Annotated in this window: 14 protein-coding genes; 9 read left to right on the top strand and 5 right to left on the bottom strand. The window is 70.3% G+C overall.

Annotation, left to right across the window (positions count from 1 at the left end):
• Positions 1-52: 52 nt before the first annotated feature.
• The 5 genes from KFLA_RS31570 to KFLA_RS31550 are packed head-to-tail and all read left to right on the top strand — an operon-like array spanning position 53 to position 5,385.
• Entirely contained in the window at positions 53-976 is a 924-nt protein-coding gene (locus KFLA_RS31570; protein WP_012923910.1) for a carbohydrate ABC transporter permease, read from the top strand.
• Positions 966-1,850, top strand: coding sequence for a carbohydrate ABC transporter permease (locus KFLA_RS31565; protein ID WP_012923909.1), 885 nt, complete (start codon positions 966-968; stop codon positions 1,848-1,850). The genes KFLA_RS31570 and KFLA_RS31565 overlap by 11 nt, the downstream gene beginning before the upstream one ends.
• A 34-nt stretch (positions 1,851-1,884) precedes the next feature.
• Entirely contained in the window at positions 1,885-3,213 is a 1,329-nt protein-coding gene (locus KFLA_RS31560) for an ABC transporter substrate-binding protein (RefSeq protein ID WP_012923908.1), read from the top strand.
• A 25-nt stretch (positions 3,214-3,238) separates the two neighbouring features.
• Entirely contained in the window at positions 3,239-4,474 is a 1,236-nt protein-coding gene (locus tag KFLA_RS31555) for a Gfo/Idh/MocA family protein (protein WP_012923907.1), read from the top strand.
• Positions 4,474-5,385 (top strand): DUF6807 domain-containing protein, encoded by a 912-nt coding sequence (locus KFLA_RS31550; protein ID WP_012923906.1) that lies wholly within the window; start codon positions 4,474-4,476, stop codon positions 5,383-5,385. Before KFLA_RS31555 ends, KFLA_RS31550 begins: the two co-directional genes overlap by 1 nt.
• Before the next feature lie 144 nt (positions 5,386-5,529).
• Here KFLA_RS31550 and KFLA_RS31545 read toward each other — a convergent pair whose 3' ends face one another.
• Positions 5,530-6,456, bottom strand: a complete 927-nt coding sequence (locus KFLA_RS31545) for a phosphotransferase enzyme family protein (protein ID WP_012923905.1) — start codon at positions 6,454-6,456, stop codon at positions 5,530-5,532.
• Positions 6,457-6,664: 208 nt separating this feature from the next.
• Here KFLA_RS31545 and KFLA_RS38045 point away from each other — a divergent pair, with 208 nt between their 5' ends.
• Positions 6,665-8,215 (top strand): hypothetical protein, encoded by a 1,551-nt coding sequence (locus KFLA_RS38045; protein WP_012923904.1) that lies wholly within the window; start codon positions 6,665-6,667, stop codon positions 8,213-8,215.
• 56 nt (positions 8,216-8,271) lie between these two features.
• Here the strand turns inward: KFLA_RS38045 and KFLA_RS31535 are convergent, their stop codons facing one another.
• Both KFLA_RS31535 and KFLA_RS31530 read right to left on the bottom strand, forming a co-directional pair.
• On the bottom strand, positions 8,272-9,486 hold the full coding sequence (locus tag KFLA_RS31535; protein ID WP_012923903.1) for a cytochrome P450: 1,215 nt from the start codon (positions 9,484-9,486) through the stop codon (positions 8,272-8,274).
• A 42-nt stretch (positions 9,487-9,528) separates the two neighbouring features.
• Positions 9,529-10,416 carry an NAD(P)-dependent oxidoreductase gene (locus KFLA_RS31530; protein WP_012923902.1) on the bottom strand — a complete coding sequence of 296 codons (888 nt, stop codon included), beginning with the start codon at positions 10,414-10,416 and terminating at the stop codon, positions 9,529-9,531.
• A gap of 53 nt (positions 10,417-10,469) precedes the next feature.
• On the opposite strand from KFLA_RS31530, the gene KFLA_RS31525 reads away from it, so the two are divergent.
• Complete coding sequence (locus KFLA_RS31525; protein ID WP_012923901.1) at positions 10,470-10,844, top strand: MerR family transcriptional regulator; 375 nt, start codon at positions 10,470-10,472, stop codon at positions 10,842-10,844.
• A 27-nt stretch (positions 10,845-10,871) separates the two neighbouring features.
• Here the strand turns inward: KFLA_RS31525 and KFLA_RS31520 are convergent, their stop codons facing one another.
• On the bottom strand, positions 10,872-11,468 hold the full coding sequence (locus tag KFLA_RS31520; protein ID WP_012923900.1) for a TetR/AcrR family transcriptional regulator: 597 nt from the start codon (positions 11,466-11,468) through the stop codon (positions 10,872-10,874).
• Between the two features lie 78 nt (positions 11,469-11,546).
• Here KFLA_RS31520 and KFLA_RS31515 point away from each other — a divergent pair, with 78 nt between their 5' ends.
• Positions 11,547-12,308: an SDR family NAD(P)-dependent oxidoreductase gene (locus KFLA_RS31515; RefSeq protein ID WP_012923899.1), complete on the top strand. Its 762-nt coding sequence runs from the start codon at positions 11,547-11,549 to the stop codon at positions 12,306-12,308.
• Between the two features lie 13 nt (positions 12,309-12,321).
• Here KFLA_RS31515 and KFLA_RS31510 read toward each other — a convergent pair whose 3' ends face one another.
• Positions 12,322-13,269, bottom strand: a complete 948-nt coding sequence (locus KFLA_RS31510) for a GlxA family transcriptional regulator (protein WP_012923898.1) — start codon at positions 13,267-13,269, stop codon at positions 12,322-12,324.
• 70 nt (positions 13,270-13,339) lie between these two features.
• On the opposite strand from KFLA_RS31510, the gene KFLA_RS31505 reads away from it, so the two are divergent.
• The gene (locus tag KFLA_RS31505) at positions 13,340-13,927 is read left to right on the top strand and encodes a DJ-1/PfpI family protein (RefSeq protein ID WP_012923897.1); all 588 of its coding nucleotides are present in this window, start codon (positions 13,340-13,342) and stop codon (positions 13,925-13,927) included.
• Positions 13,928-13,954 lie beyond the last annotated feature (27 nt).

The raw sequence follows: 13,954 nt of genomic DNA, 5'->3' as shown, positions 1-13,954 counted from the left end.
ACCTGGGTAAACGCTTTCCAAGTGCCCGACGGGCTTTCTGGAGGAAAGAAACATGAGCGCGCTGAGTGAGCTGGGCACGCTCGGACGGAAGAAACCGACCGGGCAGAAGAAGGACAATCTTGCTGCCTACCTGTTCCTGTCCCCGTGGCTGCTCGGGCTGTTCCTGATCACCGTCGGCCCGATGATCGCGTCGCTCTACCTGGCCTTCACCGACTACAACCTGATCCAGGCCCCGCAGTGGACCGGGCTGGAGAACTTCAGCCGGATGCTGTCCGACGAGCGGCTGCACAACTCGCTGCGCGTCACCTTCACGTACGTGCTGGTCTCGGTGCCGATCCAGCTGGCGGTCGCGCTGCTGCTGGCCGTCGTGCTGGACCGCGGTGTCCGCGGCATGGCCTTCTACCGCTCGATCTTCTACCTGCCGTCGCTGCTCGGCTCCAGCGTCGCGATCGCGATCCTGTGGAAGCAGGTCTTCGGCACCGACGGCCTGCTCAACCAGGTCCTGGCGCCGCTCGGCATCGCCGGCAAGGGCTGGATCTCGGACCCGAGCACCGCGCTCGGCACGCTGATCGTGCTGAACGTGTGGACCTTCGGCGCCCCGATGGTGATCTTCCTGGCCGGCCTGCGCCAGATCCCGGCGATGTACTACGAGGCGGCCTCGGTCGACGGCGCCGGCACCCTGCGCCGGTTCGTCGGCATCACGCTGCCGCTGCTCACGCCGATCATCTTCTTCAACCTGGTGCTGCAGATCATTCACGCGTTCCAGTCGTTCACCCAGGCCTTCGTGGTGTCCGGCGGAACCGGCGGGCCGTCGGACTCGACGATGTTCTACACGCTGTACCTCTACGACCGTGGCTTCGGCAATTTCGACATGGGCTACGCCTCGGCGATGGCGTGGTTCCTGCTCGTGATCATCGGGGTCTTCACCGCGGCGAACTTCGTCGCCTCGAAGTACTGGGTGTTCTATGACGACTGAGACGCTTCCCCGGCCGGTCACCGCGACCAGTGGCGCCACGGTGGCGTGGCGCCGGATCCGGCCCGCCCTGACGCACCTGGCGCTGGGGGCCGCGGCGCTGGTGATGCTTTACCCGGTGATCTGGATGGTGGTCAGCTCCCTGCGCCCCGGCAACGAGATCTTCCGCGACCCGGGCCTGCTGGTCCGCGACCTGCAGATCAGCAACTACCGGCTCGGCTGGAACGCGCTGACCGAACCGTTCTCCCGCTACCTGCTGAACTCCGCGGCGGTCGTGCTCGGATCGATCATCGGCAACCTGGTGTCCTGCTCGATGGCGGCGTACGCGTTCGCCCGGCTGGACTTCACCGGCAAGCGGTTCTGGTTCGCGATCATGCTGGTGACGATCATGCTGCCCATTCACGTGGTGATCGTGCCGCAGTACATCCTGTTCTCGCAGGCCGGCTGGATCAACACCTTCCTGCCGCTGGTGATCCCCAAGCTGCTCGCCACCGACGCGTTCTTCGTCTTCCTGATGGTGCAGTTCATCCGGGGCATCCCGCGCGAGCTGGACGAGGCGGCCCGGATCGACGGCTGCGGCAAGGGCGGCATCTTCCTGCGGGTGATCCTGCCGCTGATGGTGCCGGCCCTGGCGACCACCACGATCTTCACGTTCATCTGGACCTGGAACGACTTCTTCAGCCAGCTGATCTACCTGACCGACCCGAAGATGTACACCGTTCCGGTCGCGCTGCGCTCGTTCGTCGACGCCACCGCGAGCACCTCCTGGGGATCGCTGTTCGCGATGTCGGTGGTGTCGCTGATCCCGGTCTTTCTCGCCTTCCTGCTCGGTCAGCGGTTCCTGATCAAGGGCATCGCCACCACCGGCATCAAGTGACTTCTCCTCGCCCTGCCCATCAGAAAGGTTCACCATGAGGTCGTTACCCCGACTGACCGCACCGCCGCCGAAGCGGGTGCGGGCCCTGGCCGCCGCTGTGCTGGCCACCGCGCTGCTGGCCACCAGCGCCTGTGGCGGCGACTCCGGCGGCGGCGGATCCGCCGACGGCGAGGTCACCCTCCGGTTCAACTGGTGGGGCTCCGACACCCGGCACAAGCTCACCCAGCAGGTGATCGACTCCTTCCAGCAGGAGAACCCGAACATCAAGGTGAAGGGCGAGTTCGGCGAGTGGGCCGGCTACTGGGACAAGCTCGCCACCACCGTCGCGGCCAACGACGCGCCGGACGTCATCCAGATGGACGAGAAGTACCTGCGCGAGTACGCCGACCGCGGCGCGCTGCTGGACCTGAAGAAGGCCGAGGGGCTGAACACCGGCAAGTTCGAGCCGGACACCCTGGCCGCGGGTGAGTTCGACGGCGGCCTGTACGGACTGAACGCGGGCATCAACGCGTTCACGATCGTGGCGAACCCGGCGCTGTTCAAGGCGGCCGGCGTCGCGATGCCCGACGACACCACCTGGACCTGGGACGACTACGGCAGGATCGCGGCGGAGATCAGCCAGAAGCTGAACGGCAAGGGCTGGGGCACCGCCGCCTACGGCACCAACGACGCCAGCCTGAACATGTGGGCCCGCCAGCACGGCGAGTCGCTGTTCACCGAGGACGGCAAGCTGGGGGTGAGCAAGGAGAAGGTGTCGTCGTTCTGGACCCAGTTGCTGAAGTTCCAGGCGGCCAAGGCGACGCCGCCGGCGGAGGCCGTCGCGCAGGACATCAGCGCGCCGCTCGACCAGACCGGGATCGCCACCGGCAAGCTGGCCATGTCGTACAACTGGAGCAACCAGCTCAACGCGCTGAGCAAGGCGTCCGGGCAGCAGCTCAAGCTGCTCCGGCTGCCGAGCGTCACCGGCAAGGCGAGCGAGAACGGGGCGTACTACAAGGGCTCGATGTTCTGGTCGGTCTCGGCGCGGTCGAAGCACCCGAAGGAGGCGGCCAAGTTCCTCGACTACCTGGCCAACAGCCCGGCGGCCGGCACCGTGCTGCTGGCCGAGCGGGGTGTGCCGCCGAACACCGAGATCCGGGCTGCCGTCACCCCGAAGTTGCAGCCTGCCGACGCGGCCTCCGCGGCGTTCATCCAGGCGATCTCCCAGGAGCTCGGCAAGCCGTCGCCGGCGCCGCCGGTCGGTGGTGGGCAGGTCGAGAAGATCATCCAGCGCTACACCACCGAGGTGCTGTTCGGCCGGCTCAAGCCGGACGACGCCGCGCAGAAGTTCATCGACGAGATCAACGGGGAGCTGGCCAAATAGTGTTGCTTGAAGCAACTGGTTCTCGATGACCCCGGGCGACGCGCCGGCCGGCCACCTGCCGGCCGGCGCCGCGCCGCGGGTCGCGGTGGTCGGCGTGCACGGCCACGGCACCACCCACGTCCGCACCGTCACCGGCCTCCACCACACCGGCCAGGCCCGGTTCGCCGCCGTGGCCGACCCGCAGCTGCCTCCCTCCGGCGGCAGCGCAGTCTCCGGGCCGGCCACCGGACGGGTGACCCGGGTGGAGGAGCTGCCGGCAGGGACTGCGGTGTACTCCGACCTGGACAGCTTGCTGGCGGCGACCGAGGTGGACGTGGTGGTCATCTGCACCCCGATCCACACTCACGTGCCGCTCGCCGAAAAGGCGCTCCGAGCCGGCGCCGACGTGCTGCTGGAGAAACCACCGGCAGCCTCCCTGGCCGAGTTCGAGCGGCTGCAGCAGGTGGTGGAGGAGACCGGACGGAGCTGTCAGGTCGGCTTCCAGGTGCACGGCTCCCGCGCCGCCAGGACGCTGGCGAGCTGGGTTGCCGACGGACGGCTCGGCGAGCTGCGCGGGATCGGCGCCGTCGGCGCCTGGGTCCGCACGGATGAGTACTGGCAGCGCGCCCGCTGGGCCGGCCGTCGCAGTCTCGACGGGATCCCGGTCGTCGACGGCGCGGTGACCAACCCGTTCGCCCACGCGTCCGCGACTGCCCTGCTGGTCGACGGTTCCGGCACCGCCGCCCAGGTCGCCTCGGTCGAGACGGACCTGTACCGCGCCAACCCGATCGAGGCCGACGACACCTCGGCCGTCCGGATCCGCACCACCCGCGGCACCACGATTCTCGCCGCCCTGACCCTGTGCGCCGAACCACCTGGCGCCGAGCCCGCAATCATCGTGCACGGCTCCCGCGGTCGCGCCGTACTGCGCTACCCGTCCGACCACCTGGAGCTGACGGTCGACGGTGTCACCACCGCCACGCAGTACGAGCGGGACGACTTGCTGGTCAACCTGCTGGACCACCGCGCCGACCCCTCGGTGCCGCTGCTTGCGCCGCTGGCCGAGCTCGGCGGCTTCACCCGGGTCCTGGAGGAGGTCCGGCTGTCGCCGCCGCAGGAGATCGCCCCGGCGCTGATCGACTGGCAGGGAGACGGTCCGGGCCGTCACCCGGTCGTCGCGGAGGTCGGCAAGTGGGCCGCGCAGGCTGCGGAAAACCTGTCGCTGTTCAGTGAGCTCGGTGCCCCTTGGGCCACCACCAACGAGAGACGGAGTGCGTACTGATGACGTCAAACCTCGGCTGCAACCACGCCGTCGGCCGCTCGATCCAGGTCACGGCCGGCGACAGCGAGCTGTTCACCTACGTCTACGCGCCGACCGACGCGCAGCGGGAGTCGCCGCGGCCGTACATCCATCCGCTGCGCACGCTGGACGGCGACCTGGTCAGCGTGTTCCGGCCGCACGACCACGTCTGGCACAAGGGCATCGCCTGGTCGCTGCCACACTTCGGCCACGACAACTTCTGGGGCGGCCCGACGTACTCGCGCGAGCACGGCTACCGGCAGCTGGAGAACAACGGCTCGATGGACCACCAGCGGATCGTCGCGCTGGACGTCACCGACGACCTGGTCCGGTTCAGCCACGAGCTGGCCTGGCACACCCAGAGCGGGACGCACGTCGCCGACGAGCAGCGCACGCTCGAGGTCCGGCTGACCGACGACGGCTGGGTCCTGCTCTACAGCACCACGATGACCAACGTCTCGGGCGACACCGTCCAGCTCGGCAGTCCCACCACCGCCGGCCGCCCCAACGCCGGCTACGGCGGGCTGTTCTGGCGCGGGCCGCGCTCGTTCACCGGCGGCACGGTGCTCGCGCCGCAGGGCAGTGGCGGCGACGAGCTGCGCGGCCAGCGGGCGCCGTGGATGGGCTTCTCCGGCAAGCACGACGCGACCGACCGCGCGTCGACCGTACTGATCGTCGACGCCGGCGAGAACCCGCGTCATCCCCCGGAGTGGTTCGTGCGCTCGGAGGACTTCGCCGCGGTCTGCCCGGCCCCGTTCTTCTCCGAGGAACTGCCGTTCGCGGCCGGCGCCGACCTCAGCTTCCGGTACGGCGTACTGGTGGCCGACGGCGCCTCCGACGACACCCGCGCCGAGACCCTCGCCACCCAGGCCCAAAAAGCCCTCACCCGCTGACCCCACCCCCGCCCCAGCCCCCACCCGCCCCCACCACATTTCCAGGGATAACCGGCCAAGTTGTGGGTTCTGCCCCCGTTATTTCGGGGGATAACCCACAACTTGGCCGGAGAAGAGGGGAGAGGGGAGAGGGTCGGGGAGGAGTCAGAGGAGGAGGTGGCGGGCGGCGGTGCGGAGGTGGTTGAGCTCCGCGTCGGCCCAGCCTTCGGTGCGGGACTCGGTTCCCCGGAACATCGGCTTGGCGACCAGGTGGAAGCGCAGGTTGACGATGCTGCCCACGACCATCAGCCAGTCGACGGCAGCGAGATCGGCCGCCGGGATCGGCCGCACGGTCGTGTACCCGCGACGGAAGGCTTCCCAGTGCGGGGTCGTCGCCACCCCGGTGAAGTCACTGGCGCGGTAGCCCTCGGCCGACAAGTCGAAGTCGTGCAGGGTGAGGCCGTCGCCGGTGAGCAGCACGTTGTCGAGTGACACGTCGCCGTGGCACATCCCCCAGCTCAAGCCGTCGGCCACGTTCTCCCGTACGCCGTCCGCCAACTCCCGGAGCAGTTCGGCGTCGGGTGCGTCGACCAGCGGGAGGATCGCGGCGAGTGGCTCGTCGAGCCGGTGCGCCAGCTCCGCGGGGCGGCGCGGATGCGGCGAGGTGAAGCCGTCGGTGGCGTCGTGGAAGCGCGCGAGCAGTTCGCCGAAGGCGCGGTAGAGATCGTCGGTGAACGGCGGCTGGGGTTTGGTGCCGTCGACGAACGAGGTCAGCACGTACGGGCGGTCGCCCTCGGGCGCGTCGAGCACGCCGGCCATGGTCCCGTCGGCAAGGGGCTGAACCACAGGGACGCCGATCCCGGCCGTCGTCAGCTGGTCCGAAAGGCCTGTCTCCCAAAGGATCTCGGGCAGCTGCCGGCCGTCGGCGGCGTACAGCTTGAGCACGAACGAGCCGGCCGGAGCGGTCACTCGGTAGACGTCGTTGACCAGGGAGCGGAGCAACGTGCAGCCGGTGAACGGCAGACCGTAGACCTCGGCGAGGTGGTCGCGCAGCGCCTCGGGGTGGGGCAGTGATCTCAGCGGGCGGACCATGTGGTGTCCTTTGCGTGACGTCTCAGGAAGTCGGGCGTTGGAGAGTACTGAGCCGAACGATTCCGTACTCGGGGTCCGGTGAGGAAGCGGGTTTTCCTCCGGGACAGGGGAGGCCACCGGGGTAGGACGGAATCGTTGTACGGATTCAGCTCCCCTGAACGCCCCGGGAACCGGTAGCCTCGTGCAGCCACCTGGGGAGGCCCACCGCATGACCACCACCGACGAACTGCCGGAGAGCCCAAACCGGTCAGGAGACCACGTCTTGCAGGAGAACACCACCACCAGCACCAGCACCAGTACCGGCGAACTCGCGAACGTACCCCTCACCGGTGCGGACAAGGTCGCCTACGCCTTCTACGCCACCGCGGCGACCGCCGCGCTCGTCGGCCAGGTCTGGGCCGGCGTCACCCACATCCCATGGCCCGAGGAAGGGTTCTCGACCTTTCTCAAGATCGCGCTCGTCACCCCCGCGGTCGCGGTCATCGAGCTCGGCGGTGTGGCGACCGCGGCGCTCGCCGACCTGCGCCGGCGCAAGGGCGAGCAGGCCTACGCGTACCGCGCGATGTCGTTGTTCGCCGCGATCGTCGCGCTCGTCTTCAACGTGGTCGGCCACTGGCGGCCCGAGGAGCGGTTCCTGGCCTTCGGCTTCGGTGGCCTGTCCGCGTTCGCCTACGTGCTCTGGCTGATCCACAGCTCCGCCCGCCGCCGCGACGCGCTGCGCAACTCCGGCCAGATGGCGAACACCGGCCCGGTGTACGGCGTGGTCCAGTGGCTGCGCGAGCCGCGGCTGACCTGGCAGGCCCGGGCGCTGGCGATCGAGCACGGCTACGGCATGTTCGAGAGCCTGCGCGCGGCCCGCGAGCACGTCCGCAACGCGGCCCGGCGCAACGCGATCGCCGGCACCGTCGCGGAGTACATCCGCTCCGAGCACCAGGACGAGCGGCTGGCCAAGATCGCCGAGACGACGTACGACGCCGACCGGCTGGCCGGGATGCTGGAGGAGCGGATCAACTACGAGGTGGTCACGAACAAGTTGACCCGGGCCATCTCGCCGCCGCCGGAGGAGCCGCCCGCGGCGTCGGCCGAGGAGCGCAACGACCTGCGGGCCGCGGTCTGGGTGGTCGAGGGCACCGCGCTCAAGCCGCAGCAGCTGCGACCGGCCGACGGTGGCGTCAACCTGCGCGACGAGGACGCCTGGGGCGAGGCGATGACCGGCGAGCTGATGGCCATCGTCGATCCGCCGGTCAGTGCCGAAGGCGTCACCGAGGCCGAGGTGGTCGAGGACGAGTCCGAGCACGTGGTGAACGGCCGGGCGGCGGGCAAGCCGGTCAAGGCGTCGCCGGTGGTGCAGAAGCCGCAGCCGCCGTCGCCGTTCGCGCCGGAGGACCAGGTCGCGCGGCCCGGCGTACCGGAGCCGGTGGTGGAAGCTGTCGCGGAGCCGGTGGTCCCGGCCGAGCCGAAGGTCACCACCCAGACCGGTTCGACCACCCGGAGCCGGTCGACGACGTCGCGTCCCGCGCCGCAGGTCGTCGTCGCCGAGCCGGTCTCCACCGGTGGCGACGCCGACGAGCCGCCGGCCGAGCCGACCGACCTCGAGAAGAAGCGCATGCGGGCCTGGAACATGCTGTCCGACTGGCCCGAGGGCCACGACCGCAGCGCGCAGAACCTGGCCCGCGCGATCGGTTGCAGCGAGCCGATGGCCGGCCGGTTCATCGAGCAGTACGAGGCCGAGCACGACCTGGTGACCAGCAAGTCCTGAGCACCGACCGCGAGGGCTCGTCCGGAGAACGTTCCGGACGAGCCCTCGGTGCTTGTTCAGGCAGGGGCGACGGTGCCGAGGTTGACCGGCAGCTCGGCGAGGCCGCTGACCAGCACCCGGCGCCACTCGAGCTCCTCGGCCGGCTTGGCGAGGCTCAGCTCCGGGAAGCGGCGGAGCAGGGCGAGCAGCGACTCCTGCAGCTCGATCCGGGCCAGTTGCGCGCCCAGGCAGAAGTGCGGTCCGAAGCCGAACGACAGGTGCTTGTTGTCCTGCCGGTCCAGCCGCAGCTCGTCGGGGGCGTCGTACGCGCGCGGATCCCGGTTGGCCGAGTTCAGCGCGGCCATCACCCCCTCGCCGGCCTTGATCAGGACACCGTGCAGCTCGACGTCCTCCACCGCGACCCGCAACTGCCCGACCTCGCTGAACCGGTTGAACCGCAGCAGCTCCTCCACCGCCGACGGCACCAGCGTGTGGTCGGCGACCAGCCGGGCCCAGTTCTCCGGCCGGCGCAGCAACGTCGCCACGCAGCTGGAGATCTGGTTCGCCGACGTCTCGTGCCCGGCCACCAGCAGATTGACGCCGAAGGCAATCAACTCTTGCTGGCTCAGCCGGTCACCCGCCTCCCGGGCCCGGACCAGCTCGTCCAGCAGGTCGTCGGCCGGCTGGTCCGCGGTCGCGAGCTTGCGGTCCACCAGCGCCTCGATGTACGCCGTCAGCTCGGTCATCGCGTTCTCGACCAGGTCCTTCTCCGCCATCCGCATGCTGTAGCCGAGCTCGGTCCACTCGCGGAACTGCTCCCGGTCCTGGTACGGAACGCCGAGCAGCTGGCAGATCACCTGGATCGGCAGCGGCAGCGCGACCAGCTGCCGGAGGTCGGCGCCGTCGCCTGCGGCCGCGACGTCGTCGGCCAGCCGCGCCGACAACTCGGCCACCCACGGCCGGGTCCGCTCGATCCTCCGGTGCGCGAACGTCGACGAGACCAGCTTGCGCAGCCGGGTGTGCTCGGGCGGATCGGTCGTGGTCAGGCTGTTCGGCATCGGCTTGGCCAGGGCGACTCGCGGCGCCCCCTGCTCGACCACCGCCGCGCGGGAGAACCGCGGGTCCGCCAGCACCAGCCGGACGTCGTCGTACCGGGTCACCAGCCAGACCTCGGCCCCGGCCAGCGTGCGCACCCGTGCCACCGGGCGGTTCTCCCGCAGCTCGGCGAAGGTCGGCGAGGGATCGAAGCGGAACGCGTCGTCGAACGGGATGTCCAGCACCGTGTCCGTCATGCCCCCGACCTTAGGTACTGAGGTAACCCGTCGCTCGCCGACTCAGCGGGTCGCGTGCCGCAGCAAGGTGTCGGTCAGCCGGGTGAACTCGTCGGTTCCGTGGCCGTCGGCAATCGCCTGCCGGGTCAGTGCGTGCGCCGCGCGCAGCAGGCCGGCGTCGATGCCGTGCTGCTCGGAGGCGTGCACGATGTGCGCGATGCCGGCGGCGGCCGAGAGAAGGTTCGTCGTCGTGCCCGGGTGCTCGCCGGCGTCGATGTTCGCCGCGAAGCCGTCGATGCTCGGCGACAGCAGGTCGGTGATCCCGCGGGCGAAGCCGGCCAGGTCCCGGGCGGCGATGTTCTCGGCCTTGGCCAGCGCGAAGGCGTGCATGATGCCGGTCAGCGCGGTCCAGAAGATGCCGAGCAGCGCGACGTCGTGCGCGGCGGCCCGGCCAGGGTCCTCGCCGAGGTGGGACTGGGTGCCGCCGAGGGCGGCCAGGGCCGGCGCGTGGCCGGCGTACAGGTCCTTCGGGCCGCTGTAGAGCACGACGGCCTCAGGTCCGCCGATGGTTTCGGTGGGAGTCATGATCGCGCCGTCCAGGTACTGGATGCCACGCTCGGCGGCCCACTGCGCGGTCTGCCGGGCGCGGTCCGGGGAGTCGGCGGTGAGGTTGACGACGGTCCGGCCCGCCAGGACGGGTTCGGCCGCGGCGAGGATCTGCTCGACGGCGTCGTAGTCGAGCACGCAGACGACGATCAGGCCGCTCGCGGCAGCGGCTTCGGCAGCGGTCGACGCGACCGTCGCGCCCTGCGCGGCCAGCTGGTCGCCCTTGCCAGGAGTGCGGTTCCAGACGGTGGTCGGGTGTTCGGCGGCCAGGAAAGCGGCGGCCAGCGCCTGACCCATCGGGCCGAGCCCGAGAACGGTGACGGGAGTGCGGGAATGGTCGGTCATGCTCGGACGCTAGACATTCACATCACTGTGAGAGTCAAGCCCGGGAGACCCAGATGCACATCGGTGAACTGTCCCGCCGGACCGGCGTCAGCGGCCGCCTGCTGCGGTACTACGAGGAGCAGGGCCTGCTGGAACCGGCTCGGACGTCCAGCGGCTACCGCGTGTACGCGGAGGACGACGTGCAGCGGGTCCGCCACATCCGCGTCCTGCTCGGCGCCGGACTCGGCACCGTCACGATCGCCGAGCTCCTGCCCTGCATGACCACGAACGACGACCAACTCGTCCCGACGTGCCCCGAGCTGGTCCCGCAGTTCGAGCGCGAACGCGACCGCATTTCCGACACCATCGCCAACCTCGAACGCGCCCGCACCGCACTCGGCGACCTCATCGCGACCGCTCTGCCGCCGGGGGTCTATCAGGCGTCCTGATCAGCTGTCTTTGGCGGTGCCGAGAGGTCAGCCCGGAAGGATCGCCTCAGCGAGCGCGCGGGTCTGCCGGGCGGGTCCACCGATACCGGTCGCCTGAACGGTGGCGTACGCGCCCTCGAAGAGCAGCGTGAGATGGCCGGCCAGCGTGGCCGGGTCCGCAGGCTCGAGTGCTGAGGCGAGATCGAGGAACTGGTCCTGCACCCACTGCTTCATGGCAACCGCCTGCTGATGGCTCGGCAGCGTCTGATCGGGGAACTCGGTGAGCACCATCAGGAACGGGCAGCCTCGGCAGCGGTCCGGCTCAAGCTGCACCATCAGCTCGTCGAACAACGCCAGCACGCGGGCTTTCGGATCGTTGCCGCCGGCCTCGAGCGCGCCGGTGAACCACTCCCGGTACGCCGCGTGCGCCCGTTCGACGTACGCCGCGATCAGGTCGTCCTTCGACGCGAACAACCGGTACAGGGTGGTCGGGGCGATGCCGGCCTCGGCGGCGATCCGGTCGACGCCGATCGCCCGGATGCCCTGCCAGTAGAACAGGTCGTGCGCCACCGCCAGCACGTGCTCCCGGGTGTCCGCCGCGCTTCGTCGCCGCCCGCTCACCTCGCCGCCCTCTCTGCCGACCATGGTGAGCCCAGGGTAGCAATGTTAGGGATCGTTCCCTATCGTGTTGTTAGGGATCGTTCACTTTCGAGGGAGAAAACTATGGCTCTGACCGGTAAGACCGCACTGGTGACCGGGGCGTCACGCGGCATCGGGCGCGCGGTGGCCGAGCGGCTGGCGGCCGATGGCGCTCTGGTCGCGGTGCACTACGGCCGCAACGACACCGCCGCCAAGGAGACGGTGGCCGCGATCGAGAACGCCGGCGGGCAGGCTTTCCCGGTGCGGGCCGAGCTCGGCGTCGAGGGTGACGTGGACACGTTGTTCGAGCAGCTGACCGCGGGCCTGGACGGGCGCGGGCTGGACATCCTGGTCAACAACGCCGCCGTGATCGACTACGGCGACAGCATCGAGGCCATCACGCCGGAGGCCTACGAGCAGGTGATGGCGGTGAACCTTCGCGCGCCGCTCTTCGTCACCCAGCGCGCGCTGCCGCTGCTGCGCGACGGCGGCCGGATCGTCAACGTGTCGTCCGGCGTGACGTGGTTCGCCCAGCCGGAAATCGTCTACGCGATGTCGAAGGGTGCCCTCAACGTCTTCACCCGATCGCTGGCCCGAACCCTCGGCCCGCGGCAGATCACGGTGAACACGGTGTCGCCCGGCATCACCGAGACCGACATGAACGGCTGGCTCCAGCAGCCGGAGTCGGCGGCCGGAGTGGCTGCCATCACCGCGCTCGGCCGGCACGGTCAGCCGGACGACATCGGCGACGTGATCGCTTTCTTCGCCTCCGACGAAGGCCGCTGGGTGACCGGTCAGGTCCTGGAGGTCAACGGCGGCCTCTGGCTCGGCCCGAACAGCCGCTGACCGCGGCGGCGACTCACCCCGGTCGCGCGAACGCGCGGCGGTAGCGGCTCGGGGTCGTGCTGAGGGATCGGGCGAAGTGCTGGCGGAGGACGAGAGCACTGCCGAAACCGCTGGCGGACGCGATCTGGTCGATGCCGAGGTCGGTGGTCTCGAGCAGTTCGCGAGCGCGGTGGAGGCGCTGGGTGGTCAGCCACTGGAGCGGGGTGGTCCCGGTCCGGGCGCGGAAACGGCGGCTCAGGGTGCGGGTGCTCATCGACGCCTGGGCGGCGATGCTGGTCAGGGTCAGTGGTTCGGCCAGGTGCACGGTCATCCAGTGCTGCAGCGGCTCCAGCGAATCGTTGCCCTCGACAACAGGGGTGGGAACGTACTGCGCCTGGCCGCCGTCGCGGTGCGGCGCCATCACCAGCCGGCGGGCGACGGCGGTGGCGACCGCCGAGCCGTGGTCACGGCGAACCAGGTGCAGACAGAGGTCGAGCCCGGCGGTCACCCCGGCCGACGTCAGCAGGTCGCCTTCGTCCAGGTACAGGGTGTCGGTGACGACCTCCACCGCGGGATGCCGCCGGGCCAGCTCCGTGGTGTGGTCCCAGTGGGTCGTGGCCCGGCGCCCGTCGAGTACGCCGGCCGCGGCGAGCGTGAAGGCACCGGTGCAGATCGACGCGATCCGTACGCCGCGCCGGTGTGCCGCGCGGACCAGCTCGACCACCTCCGGCGACGGCTCACCGGCAGCCGGTACGACGAGGGTATCCGCGGTCAGCGCGGCCGCGAGCCCGTACGGCGCCTCGGCGCGCAACACCGGCCGGTCGAAGGCCAGCACGCTGGTCCCGCCGGGATCACCGCACACGCGGACGTCGTACAGGCGCTGCCCGGACGCCGGGTCGGTGGCCGTGGCGAAGATCTGGCAGGCGCCGGTGAGCTCGAGCCCGATGACGCCGTCGAGCGCGAGGACCGCCACGGTGTGCATGGCTCGAATCTAGCGAACCATGTCCTGCCGGCCACTGGGCTCCCGGGTCCGCGCGGGACATCGTGAGCGGATGCGGATCGATGTGTTGATGTTCGAAGGGGTTGCCGAGATCGACGCGCTGGCGACGTACGCCGTGTTCGCCAACGCTCAGCGCCGGGGGCTCGCGGTGGAGCCGTACCTCGTGACGGCGGACGGCGCGACGCAGGTGACCGGGTGCTACGGGACGACGTTCGCCGAGCTGGTGCCCTGGGCCCCGGAATCGGCCCGGGTGCTGGCGGTGTCCGGCGGCTGGGTGCTGGAGGAGATCGAGCGCGGCGTGATTCCCCGTCAGCTCGCCGAGGCGAAGGCCGCCGGCGGCGAGCAGCTGGTTCTGGCGGGGATCGACTCCGGCTCGTTGCTGCTCGGCGCGGCCGGGCTGATCGCCGGCCGGCCGGCGACGACGCACCGGGCGGATCTGGAGCGGTTGGCGGAGTGGGCCGAGGTGATCGACGCACGGGTCGTCGACGACGGGGATCTGGTGACCTGCGGGAGCGGGTGGTTCGCCGGGACCGACCTGGCGTACTGGCTGCTGGAACGCGAGCTCGGGGCGACCGCGGAGGTGGTCGCGCTGGAGCAGTGGATCGGCCGCGACCGGCAGGGCACGGTCTGGCGTCGGTGAATCTCGGCCGGGACGGGTCAGTCCACG

The sequence above is a fragment of the Kribbella flavida DSM 17836 genome (assembly GCF_000024345.1).
Classification (GTDB): domain Bacteria; phylum Actinomycetota; class Actinomycetes; order Propionibacteriales; family Kribbellaceae; genus Kribbella; species Kribbella flavida.
Note: the sequence above shows the minus strand (reverse complement) of the source record. Positions and strands in the feature narration are given on the sequence as shown.

Coding starts and splice junctions, on each gene's coding strand:
- KFLA_RS31535 (WP_012923903.1), bottom strand. CDS start 9,486: ATGACGGACACGGTGCTGGACATCCCGTTCGACGACGCGTTCCGCTTC.
- KFLA_RS31565 (WP_012923909.1), top strand. CDS start 966: ATGACGACTGAGACGCTTCCCCGGCCGGTCACCGCGACCAGTGGCGCC.
- KFLA_RS31570 (WP_012923910.1), top strand. CDS start 53: ATGAGCGCGCTGAGTGAGCTGGGCACGCTCGGACGGAAGAAACCGACC.
- KFLA_RS31515 (WP_012923899.1), top strand. CDS start 11,547: ATGGCTCTGACCGGTAAGACCGCACTGGTGACCGGGGCGTCACGCGGC.
- KFLA_RS31505 (WP_012923897.1), top strand. CDS start 13,340: ATGCGGATCGATGTGTTGATGTTCGAAGGGGTTGCCGAGATCGACGCG.
- KFLA_RS31545 (WP_012923905.1), bottom strand. CDS start 6,456: ATGGTCCGCCCGCTGAGATCACTGCCCCACCCCGAGGCGCTGCGCGAC.
- KFLA_RS38045 (WP_012923904.1), top strand. CDS start 6,665: ATGACCACCACCGACGAACTGCCGGAGAGCCCAAACCGGTCAGGAGAC.
- KFLA_RS31510 (WP_012923898.1), bottom strand. CDS start 13,269: ATGCACACCGTGGCGGTCCTCGCGCTCGACGGCGTCATCGGGCTCGAG.
- KFLA_RS31550 (WP_012923906.1), top strand. CDS start 4,474: ATGACGTCAAACCTCGGCTGCAACCACGCCGTCGGCCGCTCGATCCAG.
- KFLA_RS31530 (WP_012923902.1), bottom strand. CDS start 10,416: ATGACCGACCATTCCCGCACTCCCGTCACCGTTCTCGGGCTCGGCCCG.
- KFLA_RS31555 (WP_012923907.1), top strand. CDS start 3,239: ATGACCCCGGGCGACGCGCCGGCCGGCCACCTGCCGGCCGGCGCCGCG.
- KFLA_RS31560 (WP_012923908.1), top strand. CDS start 1,885: ATGAGGTCGTTACCCCGACTGACCGCACCGCCGCCGAAGCGGGTGCGG.
- KFLA_RS31520 (WP_012923900.1), bottom strand. CDS start 11,468: ATGGTCGGCAGAGAGGGCGGCGAGGTGAGCGGGCGGCGACGAAGCGCG.
- KFLA_RS31525 (WP_012923901.1), top strand. CDS start 10,470: ATGCACATCGGTGAACTGTCCCGCCGGACCGGCGTCAGCGGCCGCCTG.